Raw genomic sequence first — 19,813 nt, 5'->3', positions numbered from 1 at the left:
GCGTGATGGTCCGGCCCCGAGTTCCCAACAGTTAGTCTCTCGAATCATGACGCCGCCCGCCACCGCCTTGCCGGTCGAAGCGCCCCACGCCTTCCTGGGCGTGGCACGCTCCTTCACGGACAAGCTCTGGCGCGACCGGCTGGACGCGCGCGGGGCGGCCAAGGCTCTGGCCATCGTGCAGCGCCACCAATTGCCCGAACTCCTGGCGCGAGTGCTGGCCGGCCGCGGCGTCGACATCGATGCTGTGTCTGACTTTCTCGATCCGACCATCCGCAAGCTTCTCCCGGACCCGTTCACGGTGACGGAGATGGAAGCTGCCGCCAAGCGGATCGCGGACGCGGCGGTGAGGGGCGAAAAGGTCGCGATCTTCGGCGACTACGACGTCGACGGCGCCACCTCGGCGGCGTTGCTCGCCTGGCACCTGCGCCATTGCGGGCTCGATCCGCTGATCCACATTCCCGATCGGATTTTCGAAGGCTACGGCCCGAACACGGAAGCGGTCCGCGCGCTGGCCGCGAAGGGCGCCACGCTCCTTGTCACCGTCGATTGCGGCACCACCAGCATCGAGCCGCTCGCCGAGGCGAAACGCCTTGGTATGTCCGTGGTCGTGATCGACCACCACCAATCCGGCATCGACCTTCCCGAGGTCGACGCGCTGGTCAATCCGAATCGCCCTGACGACCTATCCGGCCTCGGCCATCTCGCTGCCGTTGGGCTGGTGCTGGTGACGTTGGTTGCGGTCAATCGCGAGCTGCGCCAGCGCGGCTTCTGGACCAGCGAGATGCCAGAGCCCGATCTGCTCGGCATGCTGCATCACGTCGCGCTCGGCACCGTTGCGGACGTGGCGCCGCTGATCGGCCTCAACCGCGCCTTCGTCGCCAAGGGCCTGATCGCGATGCGGCGGCGCGACCATGTCGGGCACACCGCGCTGATGGATGTCGCGCGCCTGAACGGGCCGCCGGAGGCCTGGCATCTCGGCTTCATGCTGGGGCCGCGCATCAATGCGGGCGGCCGCATCGGCCGCGCCGATCTCGGCGTGCGGCTCCTGCTCGAAGGCGACGGTGTCGAGGCCGCGCGCATCGCCGCCGAACTCGACCGGCTCAACGGCGAGCGCCGCGTCATCGAGCAGGCGGCGGAAGCGCAGGCCGAAGCCGAGGCGCTGGCCTCGATCGGGCTCGAGGACAAGCTCGGCGTGATCGTCACGGCCTCTGAAGGCTGGCATCCCGGCGTGGTCGGGCTCGTCGCCTCCCGGCTGAAGGAGAAGTTTTCGCGGCCCGCTTTTGCCATCGCACTTGAGCCCGGCGGCATCGGCACCGGCTCGGGCCGCTCCATCGCCGGCGTCGATCTCGGCAAGGCGGTGCGGCAGGCGGTGGTCGACGGCATCTTGCTGAAAGGCGGCGGCCATGCGATGGCCGCGGGCGTGACGCTGCGCAAGGAAAAGCTCGCCGAATTCCGCGCCTATCTCGAAAGCACGCTGGCGCGCGACGTCGCGGAGGCCCGCCACGTCAACGAGCTCTATATCGACGGCGCGGTGTCCGCGCGCGCTGTGACGACGGAGCTTGCGACCACGCTCAACCGCGCAGGTCCCTTCGGCAGCGGCAATCCGGACGTTGTGCTGGCGCTGCCGGCGCATCAGCTCGTCTATGCCGACGAGGTCGGACAGGCGCATCTGCGCCTACGCTTCAAGTCCGGCGACGGCACCATCGTCAACGGCATCGCGTTCCGTTCGGTTGGCCAGAAGCTCGGCAATGCCCTTGTGGCCAACCGCGGCCAGCAGCTGCACGTGGCAGGCTCATTGTCGGTCGACCGTTACCAGGGCGCCGAACGCGTGCAGTTTCGCGTCCTTGACGTCGCGCTACCCGATCAGGGGCCGTCCCTGATCAGATAAAAATCCGCAAACAACAAAAAAAGGGAGTGAACATGGCAGGGCAGGTTGAAGGCAAGGTCGCGCTGGTGACCGGCGGCGCATCGGGCATCGGTGAAGCCGTCGTCGAGCTGTTCGCGCGCGAGGGCGCCACGGTCATTGCCACCGACATCGACGAGTTGAGAGGCCCCGAGCTCGCGAGGCGCATCACGAAGGCCGGCGGCAAGGCGATCTTTCTGGAGCAGGACGTCACCAGCGAGGAGCGCTGGGTGGAGATCGCAGCCGAGATCGCCAAGCGCTACGGCCGGCTCGACGTGCTCGTTTCCAACGCCGGCATCGGCATTGCCGTGCCTTCGATTGTCGACATGACGCTCAGCGACTGGCGCAGGCAGAACGCGATCAATCTCGACGGCGTGTTTCTGTCGGTGAAGCATTGCCTGCCGCTGATGCGCAAGACCGGCGGCGGCTCCATCGTCATGATGTCCTCGCTCGCGGGCCTGCGCGGCTCGCCGGGGCTGTCGGCCTATTCGGCGACCAAGGGCGGCGTGCGGCTGTTCGCCAAATCGATTGCGATGGAGTGCGCGGCGGCCGGCGACGGCATTCGCGTCAATTCGGTGCATCCCGGCATCATCGACACGCCGATCTGGGGCAAGATCCCGACCGGCGCGACCGGCAACCAGGGCAATGCCCCGATCGATCCCGAGGAGCGGGCCAGGGTCGTCACGCCGCTCGGCCGCGCCGGACAGGCCGCCGAGATCGCCGGCGGCGTGCTGTATCTGGCCTCCGATGCCTCGCGCTACGTCACCGGCACCGAGCTCGTCATCGATGGCGGCATGAACGCCGGTGGCGTGCCGCGGCGGGCCTGAGGCGCGCAGGGCAGGGCGGCGCTCGCAGGGGCTGACGCGCTGGCGTCGCCCCTGTACAACGCCAGCGTCTTCCGATCGACAGAGGTTTTCTTCGCCATGGCGCACGGCCTTCACGCTTCCTCACCTGCAGCTGTCCGCTCGAACCGGCCGGACCTCGCCACCGACGCGATCCGCACCGCGCGCGAGGATCTCGCCGCCTGCTTCCGCATGGCGGCGCGCAACGGATTTGAGGAGGGGATCTGCAACCACTTCTCGGCGGTGGTGCCGGGCCATGACGATCTCTTCCTGGTCAACCCCTATGGCTACGCGTTCCGTGAGCTGACGGCGTCAAAGCTCCTGATCTGCGATTTCCACGGCAACGTGCTCGACGGCGACGGCGAGCCCGAGGCGACCGCATTTTACATCCACGCCGAGATGCACAAGCGCCTGCCGCGCGCCAAGGTCGCCTTCCACACCCACATGCCCTACGCCACGGCGCTGTCGATGACCGAGGGCGATCCCCTGATCTGGGCCGGGCAGACCGCGCTGAAATTCTACGGGCGCACGGCGGTGGACCGCGACTACAACGGCCTTGCGCTCGACAACCGCGAAGGCGCGCGCGTCGCGTCCGCGGTCGGCGACGCCGACATCGTCTTCATGAAGCATCACGGCGTGATGGTGCTGGCGCCGACCATCGCGGAAGCCTGGGACGATCTCTACTACCTCGAGCGTGCCGCCGAGGTGCAGGTGCTGGCGATGTCGACGGGACGAAAGGTTCTGCCGGTCGATCCCGCGATTGCGGCAGCAACCTACAAGCAGATGCGCGAGGGCGACTCCGAATCCGCGCGCCTGCATCTTGCCGCCGTCCGTCGCCAGCTCGATGCCGAGGAGCCGCAATACAGGCACTGAGGCGGAGTGCACAGGCTGTCATCCACCCTGCCGCAGCTTCGCCAGCACCTTCAGCCCGCCATAGCCGTCCGCCGGCGTGATCCCGATCTTCTGCTGAAAATCCTTGATCGCCTTCATGGTATCGTTGCCGACGCGTCCGTCAGTGCCGCCGGTGTCGAAGCCGGCTTTCGTCAACCGTGTCTGCATCTCCTGTACCTCGGCCAGCGTCAGCGCGCGTTCGGAGCCAGGGAACGGCTGGATGAAGGGCGGCGCGCCGAGGCAGCGGTCGCCGAGATGGCAGATCGCCAGCGCGTAGTTCATCGAGGGATTGTAGCTCTTCACCGAATAGAAATTCGGTCCCAGCAGGAACGTCGGTCCGCCCGCAACCGGCGTCCACATCTGCGCGGATGCATTCGGTTGCGGAAACGGCTGTCCGTCGGCGCGGGGGACGCCGGCTGATGCCCAGGCCGCATAAGTGCGGTTGCCGCTGATGTCGCCGGGGGCGCGCACCTCGTAGCCCCAATGCTCGCCGCGGCGCCACTTGCCACGATTGACGAGATACTTTGCGGTCGAGCCCAGCGCGTCGTCGGGCTTGCCGAATGGCGAGACCTTGCCGTCGCCGTCATAGTCGATCCCGACATTGAGCCAGACCTCCGGCATCCATTGCGAATGCCCCATGGCACCGGCCCAGGATCCCCGCATCTCCTCCGGCGTGCTCCAGCCCTTGTCGACGATCCGCAGCGCGTTGATCAGCTCGGTCTCCCAATAGGCTTTTCGCCGCGGCTCATTCCAGGCGAGTGCGGCGAGCGAGGGAAACACCGGCGTCATGTGGTTCTGCTGCACCAGGGGATCGCCGTAGGCGGACTCGACGCCCCACAGCGCCAGCAGTGTGCCGCGCTCGACGCCGAAATCGCGTTCGATGCGCGCGAGCAACGCCTCGTTATTCTTCAGCGCGATCTTGCCGTTGATGATGCGCCAGTCGGAAACGCGGCGGTTGATGTATTGCCAGATCTGCTCGTGGAATTCCGGCTGGTTGCGCATCTGCTTGAACACGCTCATGTCCGGCTCGACGCGCGCCATCGCGCGCTGCCAAGTCGCGGCCGAGATCCCTTTTGCCATTGCACGCGCACGAAAACCCTCGCGCCATTCGTCGAAGCCGGGAGGCGTTGCGCCGAGGACGCAGGTGGGTGATGCGAGCAGGGCGGCTACGCCGAGCGCAGATTTCAACAGGGCGCGGCGGGGCTGGTTGGCCGAAGAATCAGCTTGTTTCATGGAGTGATTGTAGCGGGAAACATGGTCTCTGTGAGTGGTTCCTGGAACGCAGGAACAGTCGACCGCCCGGCGTTCCCCGGAACAAACGCTCGCGCTCATGCATTCCTTCCGCACGAGCGCTCCGACCGATCGTCGAGGCACCTTCCGCAACGCGGACCCTTATCTAAGGACAATTCGGGGCTGAATGAAGATACGCACGCATTCGGAAAGCCACGTCGTCGAGCTCGACGACGGATCAGACTGGCAGATCTTTCCGGGCGATCTTGCAGCGACGCTGAGCTGGAAGCCAGAGACGGATCTGCATCTGGAGCACTGCCGTGACGGGGTAAGTTCGCATGTGCTGGTGAACGCTGCGGACCAAAGCCGCGTGCGTGTGATCGGGGCGGACGAAACCTGGCCCGACGGCGAGGTTAAGAATGCGTTGAAGGGCGGGTAGGGCGCCTTTCCCCCAACATCGATGCCCCAACTTTAGGCCTGCCGCTTTACGGTCGGTTCGTTCCTGTCTGCGCAGAATGCATGCATGCGGGAGCTGTTCGACATCATCCGTGCCAACCCCTGGCCTTTCGGCGCAGGGCTGTTCGTCGTGATCCTGATGATCATCGCCGAGAATTTCGGCCGCGGCATTCAAGGCGGCGGCGACTGCGGCGGCTGCTCTGATGCCGACGGAGGCGATGGAGGCGGCGATTAGGCCGCGTCCTGGCGAACAGCACAGGGCCCACCTAGCTTTCCTGCAATTCGGCCGCTATCCCGGCGAGCCACCGCCTTATCGTGGTTTCCGCCTTGCCGTCCAAGCCCTTGGTAAGACGTTTCTCCAGCTCCAGCACACGCTCCCGGCATGCCTTCAGAAGCGTCGCGCCGCGCGGCGTCAGCGCCCATTGCTGGATGCGGCCGTGGACGGGGTGGGGCGTCATCACGATCCTGCCGTCGCGTTCGAGATTGCGGATGATCACGCCGACGGTCTGCGGCGTCAGGAAGGTGAGGCGGGCGACGTCGGCCCCCGACAGGCCGGGATAGGCATTGAGCATGGTCAGCACGGCGAATTGCGGCGAGGTCACGCCGAGATCGGCGAGCATTCGTTCCATCTTCAGCCGGACCGCGGCGTGGGCTTGGCGCAAGAGATAGCCGAGATAGCCCTGCTCGCCGCGCTTGCCTTCGCCAGGGCCCGGCACGCGCGGTGTTCCGTCGGCGCCTGGCCTGTCAGCGTCCTTTCGGGAAGCCGTCCTCCGCCTCGGTGGCGATCTCGTGATGTCAGCCGTCTTGCGGGGCATATGAGAGCTCTTATAAGATGTAAGTACTATTACAATAACACGAGGTAAACGGCGATGTCACACGCCCGCGGCGAATACGAGGATTTCAAGCGGATTGCGCCCGATGCCTATGATCTGGTGCTTGCGTTGGGGCAGGTCGCGGCCAACGCCGGCCTCGATAGGCAGCTCCTCGAGCTCATCAAGCTGCGTGCCTCGCAGATCAATGGCTGCGCGTTCTGCTTGCAGCATCACATCCTGCTCTCGGAGCGGATCGGTGTGCCCGTGGACAAGCTCAATCTGGTCGCAGTCTGGCGCGAGGCGCCGGTCTTTTCCGCGCGCGAGCGCGCGGCATTGGCGTGGACCGAGGCGCTGACCTTTCTACCTGACGGTGTCAGCGATGAAGTCCATGCGGAGGCTGCCTGCGAATTCTCCGAGGCCGAGCTGATGTACCTGACATCCGCGGTTGCCTCGATCAACGTCTGGAACCGCTTTGGCGCGGCCTATCGCTGGACGCCGGCGAAGCGGCCGGTCGCGGCGAATGCCGCAGCATCCTGAGTATATGAAGGAGAGGTAGAGATGACTGCAGTGAGTTTGGCCGCCGCGCCGCGGCAACTGCCATCGCGCCCGACGATGCTTGCTGTTGTTGGCGGGCTCGCTTGCGCTCTTGCGATCGGTAAGGCGTTGCCGGTGACGATGGATACGGTCTCCGGCGCGCTGGCGCCGCTGTGCGCCAACGCCGCCGAGAGCTCGCCGCTCGACAAAGTCGAGCCGATCGGCTCCTACGCTTTGCCGAACGTGCCGGGCAAGCGCGTCACCATCGTGCGCGTGTTCTACGGCCCCGGCGGGTTTTCACGGCCGCACCGCCACGCTGGCTCGGTGACCGCCTACATCACCAAGGGCGAGATCCGTTCCCAACTCGGCGGCGGCCCCGTCGAGACGTTTGGGGTCGGCCAGTCCTTCTTCGAGCCGCCGGGCTCGACACATCTGGTTTCGGCCAACGCCAGCGCCACCGAGCCCGCGGAATTGATCGCGGTGTTCGTGGCGGATGAGGGCGCGCAGCTCACGACGTTGCTGGAGTAACCCCGTCGTTGACGGAGGATATCTGTCGTCAGCCTCCGTAGGAGGCTGGATCAGGATTGTCGGAGGGGTTCTCGAATGACTTCTTCATCGACATCGGCATCGGCACGTGGAAGTTCAAGCCGCGCGGCGGCACTGGCTCCATGAACCATTTGTTGTAGATTTTCTCGATCTCCGGGCTCTTGTAGAGTTTTGCGGTTGCCCGATCGACCACCGCCTTGAACGGTGCGTCGTCCTTCCGCAGCATGATGCCATAGGGCTCCGGATCGGAAAATGCGCCGGTGCTGATCGCGTACAGCGACGGATCCTTTGAGGAGGCAATCATGGCGGCAAGCTGGATGTCGTCCATGACGAACGCTTGAGCGCGGTCGGTCTCGACCATCAGGAACGCCTCGGGGACGTCCTTGGCGTTCATCACAGTGATGCCCAGCGAGCGTGCAGCATTGGCCTTGTTGAGCTGGGTCAGGTTGGTCGAGCCCGAGACAGAGACGACGGACTTGCCCTTGAGGTCGTCAACCTGGTCGAGCTTCAGGGCCTTCTTGGACACGAAGCGGCTTGCCGTAAGGAAATGCGTGTTGGTGAAGGACACCTGCTTCTGGCGATCGGCGTTGTTGGTCGTCGAGCCGCATTCGAGATCGACGGTGCCGTTCGCCATCAGCGGAATGCGGCTGGACGAGGTGACGATGTTCTCGTTGACCTCGAGCTTGTCGAGCTTGAGCTCGGCCTTGATCTCGTCCACGATCTTCATGCAGATGTCGATGGCGTAGCCGACGATCTTCTGTTTGTCGTCGATGTAGCTGAAGGGTACGGCACTGTCGCGTATCCCGAGTGTGATCGCGCCGGTCTCCTTGATTTTCTTCAACGTGCCGCTCAATTCCTGCGCATGAACCGGCATGGCGAACGCGACGGCCAGGAAGGCCGCCGTGGTGAGAAAACGCATGTGCTTCCCTTCATTCTGTTTCGGCGCAACGCCCGCGAAGGCTGGATTCCGCCCTGCTTGCCGGTGGCCAAGCAATTCTGAGGCCAGATAGGCGCTAGGTCGCGTAACGCGTTGGGAAAACCTTGTCAGCCAAGGCCTCGCGCTGAGGACCGCCGCTGTAGCGCGAGCAGCCTCAATTATCCTCTCCGCTCGAGCCCTCGCGCAGGTCGGGCTTGAGGACATCCTCCGGCAGCGCGTGTGCCACGGGTTGTGGGCTGCCTGCGATCTCCGGGCCGACCTCGCGGCCGCGGGCGCGGATCAGGCGCTCATAGGCGGAGACCAACGTGACGTAGGGGCTGACCCAGATCCAGCCGTCGCGGGTGAAGACCTGCACGTCGAAATGCAGGTGCATTGAGGTGCCGGCGGGATGGTCGAGATAGTTCGAGACCACGCCGATCTTCTCGCCCTCGCTGACGATGCGGCCGTTGAGCAAGCCATCGGCGTTCATGGCCTGCGGATTCATGTGCATGTAGCGGAAGCGGATGTGCTCGGTGCGGCTGTTGACTTGAAGCGTCGCGGCCTGGTCCTTGGCGCCGCGGATCACGATGGCGTCGCGCACTGCGACCACGCCACGCTGCTTGGGGTCGCAGCGTTCGCCACCGTCGCTCTGCGGCGGGCATTCGGCCGCACGAATGTCCTCACCCTGGTGGCCGTAGCCGCCGCCGCATTGCCAGACCTCGAAACTGCGGGACTCGCAGAAATTGTCGCGCCAGGGATAGGCGGTCGTGCTCTCCATCTTGTCGCGCCTGGCATAGGATTGCGAGCGTACAAACGCGGGCGCCTTATCGAGCGGAAAGCGGATCTGCGCATAGGCCATCAGGTCGGGGTGGCCGCTCTTGTTGCGGTAGCCGGTATTCGGGATGATATCGCCGCTTGGCCGATAGCTGAATTCCGGCGAACGCTCTGCGGGACGATCGATGACGTTGGAGGCAATGTCCGTCAGCGGCCGCATTCGCCGGCCGCCGGCGATGTGCAGCGCCTTCAGGAAGCGCTCGGCAACCGGATAGGCTTCCTTGCAGGCGAGGCGCCGCGGTTTGGCGACGCTGTCGAGACACTGGATCGACACCACATAGGCGACGCCGAACCGGGTGAAGGCATAGCGCACATAACCTTCGCGGATGAACCTGCGCAGGTCCGGATAGATTGCTGCGAGCGCTTTGACCGGCTCGCCTTTGCCGCCGCTGGGATCGGCGATGTCGTAGATCAGCGCCGAGCCCGTAATCTGCACCTCGACCGGCCGTGCAAACACCCGTGTCGGCATGCCGTCGCCTGCGCCGGGCTCAAGCGAAAAGCTGGCGCTATAGCCCGCTGGGCCGGCGTCGAACATATTGGCGGGATTGAAATCCGCCTGGTAGCGCGACAGCGCGAGTGTCGCAGGCGCGCCGCTGCGCTGCGCGTCAAGGTAAGCGGCGGCGTCGAACGGCAGCAGAACGGGAACCGTGCTGCGCGCGATGCCGGTGAAGAATTGTGAGGAGACCGCGTTGAGCTGCACCAGCGCCGGCATCGCGCGCGGATCGTTGCGCGGCACCGAACGGCGGGGCACGAAGATGAAATCGCCGGCAATCTGTGGACGGCTGTTGATCTCGGTGCGGAGCTGGTCCAGCGCTGCGCGCCAATCGACGCGCAGGGCCGTGAGCGAGGGGCTACGGAATTCGTCCGCAGCGACCGGAGTTGCAAGGAGGAGCGAAAGCGCCGCTAGGGCTCGCGAGACAAAGCGGAAACTCTTCCTACCCACAGTCTCGCCCCCCGGCGGCACCTGCTCTGATCCTCGATCCTCGCTTAGTCCTTGGCGCGCTCGGAGTAGGAGCCGTCTTCAGTCATCACCACGATGCGGGTGCCGACTGCGATGTGCGGCGGCACGGTGGTGCGCACGCCGTTTGAGAGCACCGCGGGCTTATAGGACGACGAAGCGGTCTGGCCCTTGGTCACCGGCTCGGTCTCGACCACTTCCAGTGTCACGCGCTGCGGCAGCGCGATCGACACCGGGTTGGCGCCGTGCAGCGACAGCTTGACGGTCATGCCCTCCTGAAGATACGCGGCGGAGTCGCCAATCACGTCCTTGGAGACCTGGACCTGGTCATAGGTCTCCGGGTTCATGAAGTGGTAGCCATCGCCATCTTCGTACAGGAAGGTGTAGTTGCGCTCTTCGATCGTGGCCTTCTCGACCTGGTCAGTGGTCTTGTAGCGCTCGGAGATCTTTACCCCATCCGAGATTCGGCGCATTTCGATCTGGCTGACCGGGGTGCCCTTGCCAGGATGGATGTTCTCGGCGGTCACGACGACATATAGCTTGCCGTCTTGCTCGATCACGTTGCCCTTGCGAATAGAACTGGCGATGACTCTCAAAGCGATATTTCCTGTCTGCTTGGCCCGGCACCGGCCAGGACTTGGTCAAATTGATGGGGGACCTGGGGCCTCAAATCAGACCTCGGCGCCCGTTTCGGGCCGCAACATACTGATTTTGCCGTTGGAAGCCAGCATTTTGCTGTGCCGCGGGGCGGTTGGCGTATGATTGGGGACAAGCCGATCTCACCGTTCTGGTCGCCCGGGCGCCACCGCGACCGGCGGCCGTTCCTGCACGCGAGGGGGGCCATTACCGGCGCAATACGAGGCTTTTTTGCCGAGCAGGGCTTCGTCGAGGTCGAAACTTCCGTCCTCCAGGTCTCCCCGGGCAATGAGACCCATCTGCATGCCCCGCGGACCGAGATCATGCGGCCGGATGGCAGCCGCGTTCCCCGTTACCTGCGGACCTCGCCCGAATTTGCCTGCAAGAAGCTGCTGGCAGCCGGAGAGTCCCGAATCTTCGAGTTCGCCCGGGTGTTCCGCGATCGCGAGCGGGGGGATCTGCATTTGCCCGAATTCACCATGCTGGAGTGGTACCGGGCCGGCGCGCCCTACGACGCCATCATGGCCGACTGCGTCGTCGTGATCGCCCATGCGGCGCAGGCAACCGGAATCGGGACCTTCTCCTTCCGCGGCCGGTCCGCCGACCCCTTTGCCGAGCCGGAGCTCCTGACGGTTGCGGACGCATTTGAGCGGTTCGCCAGCGTCGATCTGCTGGCGACTATCTCCGGCGGGGAGGGCGACCGGGCTGCACTCGCCGCCGCGGCAGCCGGCAAGGTCCGAGTGGCCGAGGACGACACCTGGTCGGACATCTTCAGCAAGGTCCTGGTCGAGCATGTCGAGCCGCGGCTGGGGCAGGGACGTTTGACCATCCTGTTCGAATACCCATCTCCAGAGGCGGCATTGGCCCGTGTGAAGGCCGGCGACCCGCGGGTTGCCGAGCGCTTCGAGTTCTATGCCTGTGGCGTCGAGCTCGCCAACGGCTTTGGCGAATTGATCGACGCCGACGAGCAGCGCCGGCGCTTCACGGAAGAGATGGCGCAGAAGCAGCGCCGCTACGGCGAGGCCTATCCGCTGGATGAGGATTTTCTGGCCGCGGTCGCCCAGATGCCGGAGGCGAGCGGCGTCGCGCTCGGCTTTGACCGGCTGGTGATGCTGGCGAGCGGCGCTTCACGGATTGATCAGGTGGTGTGGACACCGCCTGCAAATGAAACGTTGAGTGAGACATGATGAAGACCAACCTTGCGCGCACCTTGCGCGAGCCGGCCGAGCTGGTGGCCGAGCAGCTTGCGCCGACCGAAGCGCTGCCGGTGCTCGAGCGCGTCGCTGCACGCTATGCGGTCGCGATCACGCCGGCACTGGTCGAGCTGATCGACAAATCCGATCCCGATGATCCGATTGCGCGGCAATTTGTTCCGAGCGCCGCGGAGTTGGAGGTGCAGCCGAGCGAGAATGCCGATCCGATCGGTGACCACCCGCATTCGCCGGTGCCCGGCATCGTGCATCGCTATCCCGACCGCGTGCTGTTCAAGCTCGTTCACGTCTGCGCGGTCTATTGCCGCTTCTGTTTCCGCCGCGAGATGGTCGGTCCCGGCAAGGAGAATGCGCTGTCAGACAGCGCCTACCGCACCGCCATTGATTACATCCGCGCGCACGGCGAGATCTGGGAAGTGATCCTGACCGGCGGCGATCCGCTGATGCTATCGCCGCGGCGCATGGGCGAGATCATGGCCGATCTCGCCGCTATCGATCACGTCAAGATCATCCGCCTTCACACCCGCGTTCCCGTGGCCGAACCTGCGCGCGTCAGCGACGAGATTGTTGCTGCGCTGAGGGTCGAGGGTGCGACCACCTGGGTCGCGGTGCATGTCAATCATGCGCGGGAGCTGACGGGCCCGGCGCGCGCGGCCTGCGCGCGGCTTGTCGATGCCGGGATTCCCTTGGTGAGCCAGTCGGTGCTCTTGCGCGGCGTCAATGACAATGTCGCCGCTTTGTCGGATTTGATGCGAGCTTTCGTCGAATGCCGGATCAAGCCCTATTACCTGCATCACGGCGATCTCGCGCCGGGCACCGCGCATCTGCGCACCACGCTGGCGGAAGGGCAGGACCTAATGCGCCAGTTGCGCGGACGGGTATCAGGATTGTGTCAGCCCGACTATGTCATCGACATTCCAGGGGGCGCGGGCAAGTCGCCGGTGGGGCCGAATTATGTGTTGCCGATGCAAAATACCGCACCTGATGCGCGTGATGCGGCATCGGAAACGCGCTATCGTATCGTGGACTATTGCGGCGACGTCCATCTCTATCCGCCCGAGACCTGAACGGGTCGCGACGGAGACGCCGGTTTGAGGAATGGAGGTATAGAATGAAGAAGATCATGGTGGCAGCATCGCTCGTGGTCTTGCTCGGCGGTACCGCGGTCGCACAGACCGGCGCCAAGGGATCGACGTCGGGCGGCGCCACGGCTGGATCGCTGCCGCAGGCGCCGGTCGGTCATCGCCAGCCGCGTGCCAGCGACGTGCCGAGCGAGAAGAATCTGAGCGATCCTAATAATCCCGTGAACAAGGAAGACGCGGCGCTGGACAAGAAGATCAAGAGCATCTGTCGCGGCTGCTAAGCGTGCAACGGCGGGCAGGGCGCGACAGCATCGTCCCGCCCGCGTTTGCGCCTTAGGCCGAGCGCTCGTGCAGCCCCGCGCGCCGGGTGTTGCGCCGGATCTCGACCGCGTCGGCGAGTTGCTCCAGCACGGTTGCCGTCGTCGCCCAGTCAATGCAGCCATCAGTGATGCTCTGGCCATAGACGAGCGGCTTGCCGGGCACCACGTCCTGGCGGCCGCCAACGAGACTGCTCTCGATCATCACCCCCATGATGCGGTTTTCCCCGCCCGAAATCTGGCGAGCGATGTCGGCCGTGACCAGTGGCTGGTTCTCCGGCTTCTTGCTTGAATTGGCGTGGCTCGCATCCACCATCACTTGCGGCGCGACGCCCGATTTCGCTAGCTCGTTGCAGGCTGCCGCAACACTTTCCGCATCGTAGTTCGGCTTGCTGCCGCCGCGCAGGATGATGTGGCAGTCCTCATTGCCTGCGGTCGAGGCGATCGCCGAGCGGCCGCGCTTGGTCACCGCCATGAAATGATGCGGATGCGAGGCCGACTTGACGGCGTCCGCCGCGATGCGGACGTTGCCATCGGTCCCGTTTTTGAATCCGACCGGGCAGGACAGACCTGAGGCCAGCTCGCGATGGATCTGGCTCTCGGTCGTGCGCGCACCGATCGCGGCCCACGACACGAGGTCCGCGATGTATTGCGGCGTCGTCATGTCGAGGAATTCGGTGCCCGCGGGCAGGCCGAGATTGTTGACCGCGGACAGCACGTTTCGCGCCAGCCGCGGGCCCTTGTTGATATCGAAGCTGCCGTCGAGGTCGGGATCGTTGATCAGGCCCTTCCAGCCGACCGTGGTGCGCGGCTTCTCGAAATAGACCCGCATCACGATCTCGAGCTGGTCGGCGAGGTCTTCGCGCAAGCCTGCGAGACGCTCGGCGTAGTCGAGCGCGGCCTTGGGATCATGCACCGAGCAGGGGCCGACCACGACCAGAAGCCGGTCGTCCTGGCCATTGAGGATCGCATGGATGGCGTTGCGCGACGCCATCACCACGCGCGTTGCGGTGAGCGTGCGCGGGACTTCGCGCATCACCTCTTCCGGCGTGCTCAGCTCTTTCAGTTCACGGATACGAAGATCGTCGGTCGTGCTCAGCACGGCGGGCTCCTGTCTTTTGAAGAACCTGCCGGCCAATAAAAAAGCCGCCAGGTCTGGCGGCGGCTTGTTCGGACGTTTGCTGCAATGTGTCAGATTGAGCGTGATCCTCCCGCCGCCAGCGAGCTGTCGTAGCTAAAGTACCAAAAATAGCTGGTGACGAGGGTGATCATGGAAGGCCATATAGCGTGCGGTTGGCGGGTTGTCACCCCCCAAATGGCGCAGTGCGTGACGAGGCGCCTCAGGTGTTGCTGTTGCGTGCCGCCAGCGCCATGCCGATCAGGGTGGCGCCGCCGAACAGGAGGTTGATGCCGACGAGGACGCCGATGGCCCATTCCGCCGAGCTCGGCAGCCCGGTGATCACCAAGAACGAGATCGCGATGTCGACGAGGCCCGAGATCAGCAGCCACGACCAGCGGCTGCTGAGCTCGCGGCGATGCTCCAGCGCATACATGATGGTGGCGACGCCCTCGGCGAGGAAATATGCGCCAAGCACGATGGTCAGAGTCAGCACCGCCTGCATCGGCCGCGCGAGCAGCAACATGCCGGCGAGCACGGCAAGCGCTGCCGAGATCAGCGACCACCAGAAGCCCGGCGTGCTGCGGGCCCAGTAGGTGACGATCAGCCCGCCGATGCCGCTGATCAGGAACATCCAGCCGAGGAAGATCGCGATCGCGAGGCTTGCGAGCGGCGGCAGGATCAGCGCGGCAACGCCGAGAACAGCGAGCAGGATGCCTTCGAACAGGAAGGCCTTCCAATGCGCCTTGACCGCGTCGCTCATGGCGGATTGCAGCCGTGAAAAGTCCTCAGGCGATGTCATGGTGGCCTCTCGCAGCAACGGATGAAGTTCAATCTAGTCCATGCGCGCCGCGCTTGCCATCCCGCGGCTCAGCCGCCTGGCGCCGAGGAAAATCCTTCCGCTGTGGTGCGGATGCGGTTGCGGCCGAGAATGTAGATCGCACTTGTGACAATCAGAAGCGCGATGCCGAGCAGGATCGAGGTGAGGCCGATCGGGATCAGGGCCAGCGTCAGGTTGCGCCCGGGATTGATGAGCCAATGGTGGATCGAGGTCAGCACGAAGGCGAGGCCGAGAAAGCCCACGCCGCCGCCGGCCAGGAGCAGCGCCCACATCCGGCGCAATTGGCTGAGCCGCTCCCGCGCCACCTCGGTCCGCGGCGCATGATGTCGCGCGACACGCCGGACCAGGCGCAGGGCGAAGGCGATCGAGCTGAAGCCGATCAGGAGGCTGGCGGCGCCCAGCCACATCCGAAGCGCCGGATCCAGATCCGGCATCCGCTGCAGCGTGAGCAGCGGGAAGTCGAAGGCCGAATGCAGCGCGAGCGGGCCTGCCAGCATCAGCAGGCGGCTGGAGAGGCGGGCCCAGTCGCGATGATGGCGGTTCGCACCGAGCGCCGTGCCGGCGCGCGCGATCGTCAGATAGGCGCCCGCGATGATACCGAGCGCGCCGTGGAACGGCACCGTCAGCACGCTGCGAAGGGCCGCAAGCGAGCGCCACATCTCGGCATGCTGGACGAGATAGGCGAGGTTCTCATAGGCCGCAAAGCCGAGGCCGACGGCGGCGCCATAGACCACGGTGTCCATCGGATTGGCGAAGGTCCGCCGCTTGGCCGAGGAGACCAGCACGATCGCGATCACCTTCACGGCTTCCTCGGGCAGCGCAACGCCGAACACCGAATGCATCGCGAGCGCCGCCCAGGGATTGTCGGGGGCCGCGATCATCCTGGCGAAAGGTGCGCGGGCGAGGCCCAGCAGCGAGATGCTGGCTGCGCCGAGCAGGAACGCGGTCCAGACCTGGGCCGGCGGGCCCGGGCGTTCCTCTGCGGCAATGACAAGCCACAGCATCAGGAGCGCCGGTGCGATGGCGGCAGTGCCGATGACGGTGGGCAGCGCTTCAATCAGGTACATCGCGTCGAAATTAGGTTCCCTTGACCGGCTTATCTACTTCCACCGATGCGACCATGTGTCATGCGCTTGCTGTCCTGTCGCTTAACACGCGTGACAGCTTCCGTTCATCCGCGCGCTTACCGAGGCGAGAATACCAGCGCAATCAATTGCATGACCGGAGGTGTTCGCTGTCGATCCCAACAATGGCGCCCCCGGTATGGAATTGAAATTGGCTAGCTGGATCAAGGGAATACGAAGAATTCTTAGATTCAACATGCAGATGGCCTCGCGGCCAGTCCAGCGGTTGCATTGTCTGCACGAGGCAACGCCCGACCGGGCAGGCCCCTGCGGTTTGCCCAATCGGTCCTTACGGGAAAAGCCCGTGTGGTAGCTCGAATCGGCAGTCCCAGCCCGGCCCTTAGTGGGTCGTGAAGGGCGGCCGCGGCTCGGGCGCAACGTCGAAAGCGCCGAGATGGAATTCGTTGCCTGCTTGATCTGGCTCGGTGTGTTGCGCAAGCAGCGTGAAAGCGGCCTGCGGGTATTGCTTCCAGATCACGAGATCGGCGGCCGTGATAGTGAGCCAGCCGAACGTGTACATGTAGCGTCCGGGCTCGGTGACCCGGCCGACCCTGTCCCAGGTGATCTTGTCGACTGCCATTCGGTCCCCCGATCGCAAGTCTGCACATGAAGGCCGCGCGAGGCACGGACCCCTAAAGAGTGATCCGGCAATGGGGCCATGGCGTGGCAGCAGTGCGGAGGCGAAGCGGCCGGAGGCCTCAGGCGGACTGCTTCAGCGCCGGGCGGACGATCAGGCGGACGAGGTCGTCGCGCTGCTGTTTTTCGGCGAATTTTACCGCAAAGCCGCTGGCGAATTTCCGGATGACGCGCCCGACGCAGGCGCCGACTGCGAGCGGCGTTCCGATCGGCGGGTCGTATTCGCAGGATATCGCAACTCCGGCCGTCGAGACGTCGATGATGAAGCAGGGGTGTGCGCTTCCGTCGGCGAGCGTCAGGAATGTATGCGAGACCTGCGGCACGAACCGCGCGTCACGCCGCAGATCTTCGACGCTGGCGTCCTTTTGTTTCTTCTCGAGCCAGGTCAGCTTCTCCGACATCCAGGCGCGCCGCGCCCGGGTCATCTCGAGCTCCATCAGGAAGCCCATCTTCAGCGTCGCGGTAATCGTGCACTCGAATTCGCCAAAGTCCTGGAAATAGGAGGTCACGCGCTCGCCAACCTTGCCGACGACCGGCACGTCCACGATCATGCGGAACGGCGAGACTCGCTTGGTGCGGCAGGCGAACGTCCTGAGCTTGCCCTCGCAATCGTACCAGCGCGGCAGCGAATAGCTGCCGCTCACGTTGACGTCCACTGCACGCTGCCTAAGGAACTCTGAGACCGACATGGCGCCAATCGTGTTGCGGATTATTCCCGTATTTCCACGGTAGCGGACAACCTCTAAGCAAATGATACCCGCACTCAGGAGTAGGGGTAAATTTGTGGTTAATGGCCAGGCCGGTAATAGAACGTTGGCAGGTCAGGACAGCCGGTTCGTGCTGGCGCATTCGCTGCCCAAGAACGATGAGGTTGGGGGAATAGCCAGACCGGCAATACCGCAGCCGCGATGCTGGCGCTCCCTAGCGGAATCGAACCGCTCTCTCCACCGTGAAAGGGTGGCGTCCTAACCGATAGACGAAGGGAGCAAACGCAGAGCCCCGCCGCTTCTGGCGGCATGGCCGTGGGCCGCACGAGTCTTGCCCGGCGGCCGCGGCGGGCGAACGTATAGTGGCGTTTGGGTCCGTGGGCAAGCCGTTCGGGATCGGTCTCTTGGGACGATCGACAGCTCCGATCCCGGGATCATTCGGGAGGCGATTTCAACGGTTTATTAGGGTTCCCGGAGCTAGCTGGACTGGGAGACTTTTTCATCGATGCCACCGCCCAAGAAGCGCGCCGACCGTAAATTGCTGTCGCGGCATGCCTGGATCACGCTCGACGGCGGGTTCGCCGCGCGGCATTGCCTGGTGCAGGACATCTCCGCTTCCGGCGCGAAGATCACCATGGACGACGACGCCAGTCAGCTTCCCGGCGTGATCCGGATGGCGTTCTCGCGCGATGCACGCACCGGGCGAAGCTGCCAGGTGGTCTGGCGCCGCGGCAAATCGGCCGGCATCAAGTTCCTTTGAGATCCGCCGGCGCGCGACCCCGGATGGCGCGGGGCGCGCGTTTCGGGCTAGAACGCGGACGATGCGTGCAACCATCCTCATCCTCACTTGCCTGGTAACGACGTCCGCCACCGCGGCCGAAAGCCTGCGCCTTCCGCCTGCCGAGCGGCCGCAGGCCGGCAAGGCCTTGCCGCTGAAGGGAGCTGAAGGCAACAGGGCAAGAGCCAATTCCTGCGCCTCCTATGGTCCGCGCTTCGTCATGGTCGAGGGCACCGGCACCTGCGTCGAGATCGGCGGCTCGATCAGCATCGACGCCGCGGTCCGGCGCTGAGCCGCATGACGCCGGACCTGCTGCGGCTCGACCTCGTCGTCCCCGTACTGATGTATTGCGCGCTGCTGTGGTGGGTCGGCCGCGGTCTGAGCTGGACCGCGCGGCTCGCCACCGCCGCCGTGACGCTGGTGCTGGTTATCTGCGTGCTGCTGGTCGAGCGCGGCTGGCTCTAGGACCTGCCAAACAAAAAGTGAAAAACAACCCCATGCACAGTAACGGTCAAGTGCGGGACGCTTGCGGCAATATCGGGATTCATCACGCTCCCGTCGCAGCTTAGACCGCGCCAGCGCTCACGACATCGGCGGTGCGACGTATTGCGCAAATCCGGCGCGGCGGCCGAGCTCGGCGAGCCACCGCGTCAGGTGCGGCTGCGCCGGCCGGCGGATGCCTTCGACCCCGAGCCAACGCCGCGCATAGGCGCCGACCGCGATATCGGCGAGCGTGAACTGGTCGCCCTCCATGAAGCGGCGCGCGCTGAGCAGCCGATCGGCGATCGCCCAGACCTCGGCGGCAGCATCCGCATCCCGCTGCACCTGGATCATGTCGCGCTCCGACGGCTGAGTCCGAACGATGCCCCAGAACACCGGACGGTCGACCGGCTGCACCGTCGACAGCGTCCAGTCGAGCCAGCGGTCGACCGAGGCGCGGCGCTTCGGCGCCTCCGGATAGATCGGCGTGCCGCTTCCGTGCGCGAGGCAGAGATAGCGCAGTATCGAATTGGATTCCCACAGCACGAAGTCGCCTTCGACCAGGGTGGGGATGCGCGCATTGGGATTCATCGCAAGATATTCGGCCTCGCGAGTCCTGCCGTAACTCATGCCGGCGTCGATGCGCTGATAGGGCAGGCCGAGCTCGGCGAGGCACCACAGCACCTTCTGCACGTTGACCGAGTTGGCGCGGCCCCAGATCGTCAGCTGTGTGTCCGGCATGTCGTCCTCCCGCGGCATTTTTCGGTATCGTAGCCTGGATGGAGCGCAGCGCAATCCGGGGTGCTTCGGCTGCGGCGGTCCCGGATTACGCTGCGAGACTGGGCAGGAATTTGTTTTGCGTACCCCACTAAGCGGGCGAACCGAATTCCAGGCAGAAACCAGCTTTTGGTCGGAACATCAGGGTCTGGAGCCCGGCTATTATCGCTGAAGCGATGTTGAGC

Annotated in this window: 24 protein-coding genes and 1 tRNA gene; 13 read left to right on the top strand and 12 right to left on the bottom strand. The window is 64.9% G+C overall.

The features are described 5' to 3' along the window. The first annotated feature begins 46 nt into the window (after positions 1-46). The 3 genes from recJ (at position 47) to GWG65_RS21750 (ending at position 3,618) form a co-directional block, all read left to right on the top strand. Positions 47-1,888, top strand: coding sequence for a single-stranded-DNA-specific exonuclease RecJ (gene recJ, locus GWG65_RS21760; protein WP_275197624.1), 1,842 nt, complete (start codon positions 47-49; stop codon positions 1,886-1,888). 32 nt (positions 1,889-1,920) lie between these two features. Beyond that, entirely contained in the window at positions 1,921-2,730 is an 810-nt protein-coding gene (locus tag GWG65_RS21755) for a glucose 1-dehydrogenase (RefSeq protein ID WP_275197623.1), read from the top strand. Between the two features lie 96 nt (positions 2,731-2,826). Then, the gene (locus tag GWG65_RS21750; RefSeq protein ID WP_275197622.1) at positions 2,827-3,618 is read left to right on the top strand and encodes an aldolase; all 792 of its coding nucleotides are present in this window, start codon (positions 2,827-2,829) and stop codon (positions 3,616-3,618) included. Positions 3,619-3,636: 18 nt separating this feature from the next. Here GWG65_RS21750 and GWG65_RS21745 read toward each other — a convergent pair whose 3' ends face one another. Beyond that, on the bottom strand, positions 3,637-4,869 hold the full coding sequence (locus tag GWG65_RS21745; RefSeq protein ID WP_275197621.1) for a lytic murein transglycosylase: 1,233 nt from the start codon (positions 4,867-4,869) through the stop codon (positions 3,637-3,639). Positions 4,870-5,053: 184 nt separating this feature from the next. On the opposite strand from GWG65_RS21745, the gene GWG65_RS21740 reads away from it, so the two are divergent. Both GWG65_RS21740 and GWG65_RS21735 read left to right on the top strand, forming a co-directional pair. Further along, positions 5,054-5,305 (top strand): hypothetical protein, encoded by a 252-nt coding sequence (locus GWG65_RS21740; RefSeq protein WP_275197620.1) that lies wholly within the window; start codon positions 5,054-5,056, stop codon positions 5,303-5,305. Between the two features lie 84 nt (positions 5,306-5,389). Further along, a complete protein-coding gene (locus tag GWG65_RS21735; protein ID WP_275197619.1) occupies positions 5,390-5,557 on the top strand; it encodes a hypothetical protein in 168 nt (55 codons plus the stop codon). Positions 5,558-5,588: 31 nt separating this feature from the next. On the opposite strand, the gene GWG65_RS21730 is transcribed toward GWG65_RS21735, so the two are convergent. Further along, positions 5,589-6,137, bottom strand: a complete 549-nt coding sequence (locus GWG65_RS21730) for a MarR family winged helix-turn-helix transcriptional regulator (RefSeq protein ID WP_275197618.1) — start codon at positions 6,135-6,137, stop codon at positions 5,589-5,591. A gap of 54 nt (positions 6,138-6,191) precedes the next feature. Between GWG65_RS21730 and GWG65_RS21725 the strand changes: the two genes are divergently transcribed. Together GWG65_RS21725 and GWG65_RS21720 are read left to right on the top strand one after the other, a co-directional pair. Continuing rightward, a complete protein-coding gene (locus tag GWG65_RS21725; protein ID WP_275197617.1) occupies positions 6,192-6,671 on the top strand; it encodes a carboxymuconolactone decarboxylase family protein in 480 nt (159 codons plus the stop codon). 21 nt (positions 6,672-6,692) lie between these two features. After that, positions 6,693-7,196, top strand: coding sequence for a cupin domain-containing protein (locus tag GWG65_RS21720; RefSeq protein WP_275197616.1), 504 nt, complete (start codon positions 6,693-6,695; stop codon positions 7,194-7,196). Positions 7,197-7,224: 28 nt separating this feature from the next. Here GWG65_RS21720 and GWG65_RS21715 read toward each other — a convergent pair whose 3' ends face one another. The 3 genes from GWG65_RS21715 to efp form a co-directional block, all read right to left on the bottom strand. Next, positions 7,225-8,133, bottom strand: a complete 909-nt coding sequence (locus tag GWG65_RS21715; RefSeq protein WP_275197615.1) for an amino acid ABC transporter substrate-binding protein — start codon at positions 8,131-8,133, stop codon at positions 7,225-7,227. A gap of 172 nt (positions 8,134-8,305) precedes the next feature. Continuing rightward, the gene (locus GWG65_RS21710; RefSeq protein ID WP_275197614.1) at positions 8,306-9,928 is read right to left on the bottom strand and encodes a M23 family peptidase; all 1,623 of its coding nucleotides are present in this window, start codon (positions 9,926-9,928) and stop codon (positions 8,306-8,308) included. Between the two features lie 23 nt (positions 9,929-9,951). Then, a complete protein-coding gene (gene efp / locus GWG65_RS21705; protein ID WP_148738367.1) occupies positions 9,952-10,518 on the bottom strand; it encodes an elongation factor P in 567 nt (188 codons plus the stop codon). A 162-nt stretch (positions 10,519-10,680) separates the two neighbouring features. Here efp and epmA point away from each other — a divergent pair, with 162 nt between their 5' ends. Genes epmA through GWG65_RS21690 form a run of 3 tightly spaced genes read left to right on the top strand, consistent with a single transcriptional unit; the run spans position 10,681 to position 13,132 of the window. Continuing rightward, positions 10,681-11,745 carry an EF-P lysine aminoacylase EpmA gene (gene epmA / locus GWG65_RS21700; protein ID WP_275197613.1) on the top strand — a complete coding sequence of 355 codons (1,065 nt, stop codon included), beginning with the start codon at positions 10,681-10,683 and terminating at the stop codon, positions 11,743-11,745. Beyond that, positions 11,742-12,836 carry a lysine-2,3-aminomutase-like protein gene (locus GWG65_RS21695; RefSeq protein ID WP_275197612.1) on the top strand — a complete coding sequence of 365 codons (1,095 nt, stop codon included), beginning with the start codon at positions 11,742-11,744 and terminating at the stop codon, positions 12,834-12,836. The genes epmA and GWG65_RS21695 overlap by 4 nt, the downstream gene beginning before the upstream one ends. Positions 12,837-12,880: 44 nt before the next feature. Next, positions 12,881-13,132: a hypothetical protein gene (locus GWG65_RS21690; protein ID WP_275197610.1), complete on the top strand. Its 252-nt coding sequence runs from the start codon at positions 12,881-12,883 to the stop codon at positions 13,130-13,132. A 52-nt stretch (positions 13,133-13,184) separates the two neighbouring features. Here the strand turns inward: GWG65_RS21690 and GWG65_RS21685 are convergent, their stop codons facing one another. The 6 genes from GWG65_RS21685 to GWG65_RS21660 form a co-directional block, all read right to left on the bottom strand. Then, positions 13,185-14,270 (bottom strand): 3-deoxy-7-phosphoheptulonate synthase, encoded by a 1,086-nt coding sequence (locus tag GWG65_RS21685; RefSeq protein WP_275197609.1) that lies wholly within the window; start codon positions 14,268-14,270, stop codon positions 13,185-13,187. A 238-nt stretch (positions 14,271-14,508) separates the two neighbouring features. Further along, a complete protein-coding gene (locus GWG65_RS21680) occupies positions 14,509-15,087 on the bottom strand; it encodes an HdeD family acid-resistance protein (protein WP_275197608.1) in 579 nt (192 codons plus the stop codon). Positions 15,088-15,155: 68 nt separating this feature from the next. Then, on the bottom strand, positions 15,156-16,193 hold the full coding sequence (locus GWG65_RS21675) for a PrsW family glutamic-type intramembrane protease (RefSeq protein WP_275197607.1): 1,038 nt from the start codon (positions 16,191-16,193) through the stop codon (positions 15,156-15,158). Positions 16,194-16,590: 397 nt separating this feature from the next. Next, complete coding sequence (locus GWG65_RS21670) at positions 16,591-16,830, bottom strand: hypothetical protein (RefSeq protein ID WP_275197606.1); 240 nt, start codon at positions 16,828-16,830, stop codon at positions 16,591-16,593. Between the two features lie 118 nt (positions 16,831-16,948). Next, a complete protein-coding gene (locus GWG65_RS21665; protein WP_275197605.1) occupies positions 16,949-17,575 on the bottom strand; it encodes a PilZ domain-containing protein in 627 nt (208 codons plus the stop codon). Between the two features lie 223 nt (positions 17,576-17,798). After that, a tRNA-Glu gene (locus tag GWG65_RS21660) sits at positions 17,799-17,873 on the bottom strand. A gap of 225 nt (positions 17,874-18,098) precedes the next feature. Between GWG65_RS21660 and GWG65_RS21655 the strand changes: the two genes are divergently transcribed. The 3 genes from GWG65_RS21655 (at position 18,099) to GWG65_RS21645 (ending at position 18,836) form a co-directional block, all read left to right on the top strand. Further along, positions 18,099-18,353: a PilZ domain-containing protein gene (locus GWG65_RS21655; protein ID WP_247387373.1), complete on the top strand. Its 255-nt coding sequence runs from the start codon at positions 18,099-18,101 to the stop codon at positions 18,351-18,353. Between the two features lie 61 nt (positions 18,354-18,414). Further along, on the top strand, positions 18,415-18,663 hold the full coding sequence (locus GWG65_RS21650; RefSeq protein WP_275197604.1) for a hypothetical protein: 249 nt from the start codon (positions 18,415-18,417) through the stop codon (positions 18,661-18,663). A gap of 5 nt (positions 18,664-18,668) precedes the next feature. Beyond that, on the top strand, positions 18,669-18,836 hold the full coding sequence (locus tag GWG65_RS21645) for a hypothetical protein (RefSeq protein ID WP_275197603.1): 168 nt from the start codon (positions 18,669-18,671) through the stop codon (positions 18,834-18,836). Between the two features lie 117 nt (positions 18,837-18,953). On the opposite strand, the gene GWG65_RS21640 is transcribed toward GWG65_RS21645, so the two are convergent. After that, complete coding sequence (locus GWG65_RS21640; RefSeq protein ID WP_275197602.1) at positions 18,954-19,592, bottom strand: glutathione S-transferase; 639 nt, start codon at positions 19,590-19,592, stop codon at positions 18,954-18,956. Positions 19,593-19,813 lie beyond the last annotated feature (221 nt).

This window comes from Bradyrhizobium sp. CSA207 (genome assembly GCF_029051685.1).
GTDB lineage: Bacteria > Pseudomonadota > Alphaproteobacteria > Rhizobiales > Xanthobacteraceae > Bradyrhizobium.
This window is presented reverse-complemented; position numbering and strand designations above follow the sequence as displayed.

What these genes read in the sequence shown, in the direction of transcription:
- recJ (WP_275197624.1), top strand. Translation starts at nt 47, where the DNA reads ATGACGCCGCCCGCCACCGCCTTGCCGGTCGAAGCGCCCCACGCCTTC.
- GWG65_RS21755 (WP_275197623.1), top strand. Translation starts at nt 1,921, where the DNA reads ATGGCAGGGCAGGTTGAAGGCAAGGTCGCGCTGGTGACCGGCGGCGCA.
- GWG65_RS21750 (WP_275197622.1), top strand. Translation starts at nt 2,827, where the DNA reads ATGGCGCACGGCCTTCACGCTTCCTCACCTGCAGCTGTCCGCTCGAAC.
- GWG65_RS21745 (WP_275197621.1), bottom strand. Translation starts at nt 4,869, where the DNA reads ATGAAACAAGCTGATTCTTCGGCCAACCAGCCCCGCCGCGCCCTGTTG.
- GWG65_RS21740 (WP_275197620.1), top strand. Translation starts at nt 5,054, where the DNA reads ATGAAGATACGCACGCATTCGGAAAGCCACGTCGTCGAGCTCGACGAC.
- GWG65_RS21735 (WP_275197619.1), top strand. Translation starts at nt 5,390, where the DNA reads ATGCGGGAGCTGTTCGACATCATCCGTGCCAACCCCTGGCCTTTCGGC.
- GWG65_RS21730 (WP_275197618.1), bottom strand. Translation starts at nt 6,137, where the DNA reads ATGCCCCGCAAGACGGCTGACATCACGAGATCGCCACCGAGGCGGAGG.
- GWG65_RS21725 (WP_275197617.1), top strand. Translation starts at nt 6,192, where the DNA reads ATGTCACACGCCCGCGGCGAATACGAGGATTTCAAGCGGATTGCGCCC.
- GWG65_RS21720 (WP_275197616.1), top strand. Translation starts at nt 6,693, where the DNA reads ATGACTGCAGTGAGTTTGGCCGCCGCGCCGCGGCAACTGCCATCGCGC.
- GWG65_RS21715 (WP_275197615.1), bottom strand. Translation starts at nt 8,133, where the DNA reads ATGCGTTTTCTCACCACGGCGGCCTTCCTGGCCGTCGCGTTCGCCATG.
- epmA (WP_275197613.1), top strand. Translation starts at nt 10,681, where the DNA reads ATGATTGGGGACAAGCCGATCTCACCGTTCTGGTCGCCCGGGCGCCAC.
- GWG65_RS21695 (WP_275197612.1), top strand. Translation starts at nt 11,742, where the DNA reads ATGATGAAGACCAACCTTGCGCGCACCTTGCGCGAGCCGGCCGAGCTG.
- GWG65_RS21690 (WP_275197610.1), top strand. Translation starts at nt 12,881, where the DNA reads ATGAAGAAGATCATGGTGGCAGCATCGCTCGTGGTCTTGCTCGGCGGT.
- GWG65_RS21680 (WP_275197608.1), bottom strand. Translation starts at nt 15,087, where the DNA reads ATGACATCGCCTGAGGACTTTTCACGGCTGCAATCCGCCATGAGCGAC.
- GWG65_RS21675 (WP_275197607.1), bottom strand. Translation starts at nt 16,193, where the DNA reads ATGTACCTGATTGAAGCGCTGCCCACCGTCATCGGCACTGCCGCCATC.
- GWG65_RS21670 (WP_275197606.1), bottom strand. Translation starts at nt 16,830, where the DNA reads ATGGCAGTCGACAAGATCACCTGGGACAGGGTCGGCCGGGTCACCGAG.
- GWG65_RS21665 (WP_275197605.1), bottom strand. Translation starts at nt 17,575, where the DNA reads ATGTCGGTCTCAGAGTTCCTTAGGCAGCGTGCAGTGGACGTCAACGTG.
- GWG65_RS21655 (WP_247387373.1), top strand. Translation starts at nt 18,099, where the DNA reads ATGCCACCGCCCAAGAAGCGCGCCGACCGTAAATTGCTGTCGCGGCAT.
- GWG65_RS21650 (WP_275197604.1), top strand. Translation starts at nt 18,415, where the DNA reads ATGCGTGCAACCATCCTCATCCTCACTTGCCTGGTAACGACGTCCGCC.
- GWG65_RS21645 (WP_275197603.1), top strand. Translation starts at nt 18,669, where the DNA reads ATGACGCCGGACCTGCTGCGGCTCGACCTCGTCGTCCCCGTACTGATG.
- GWG65_RS21640 (WP_275197602.1), bottom strand. Translation starts at nt 19,592, where the DNA reads ATGCCGGACACACAGCTGACGATCTGGGGCCGCGCCAACTCGGTCAAC.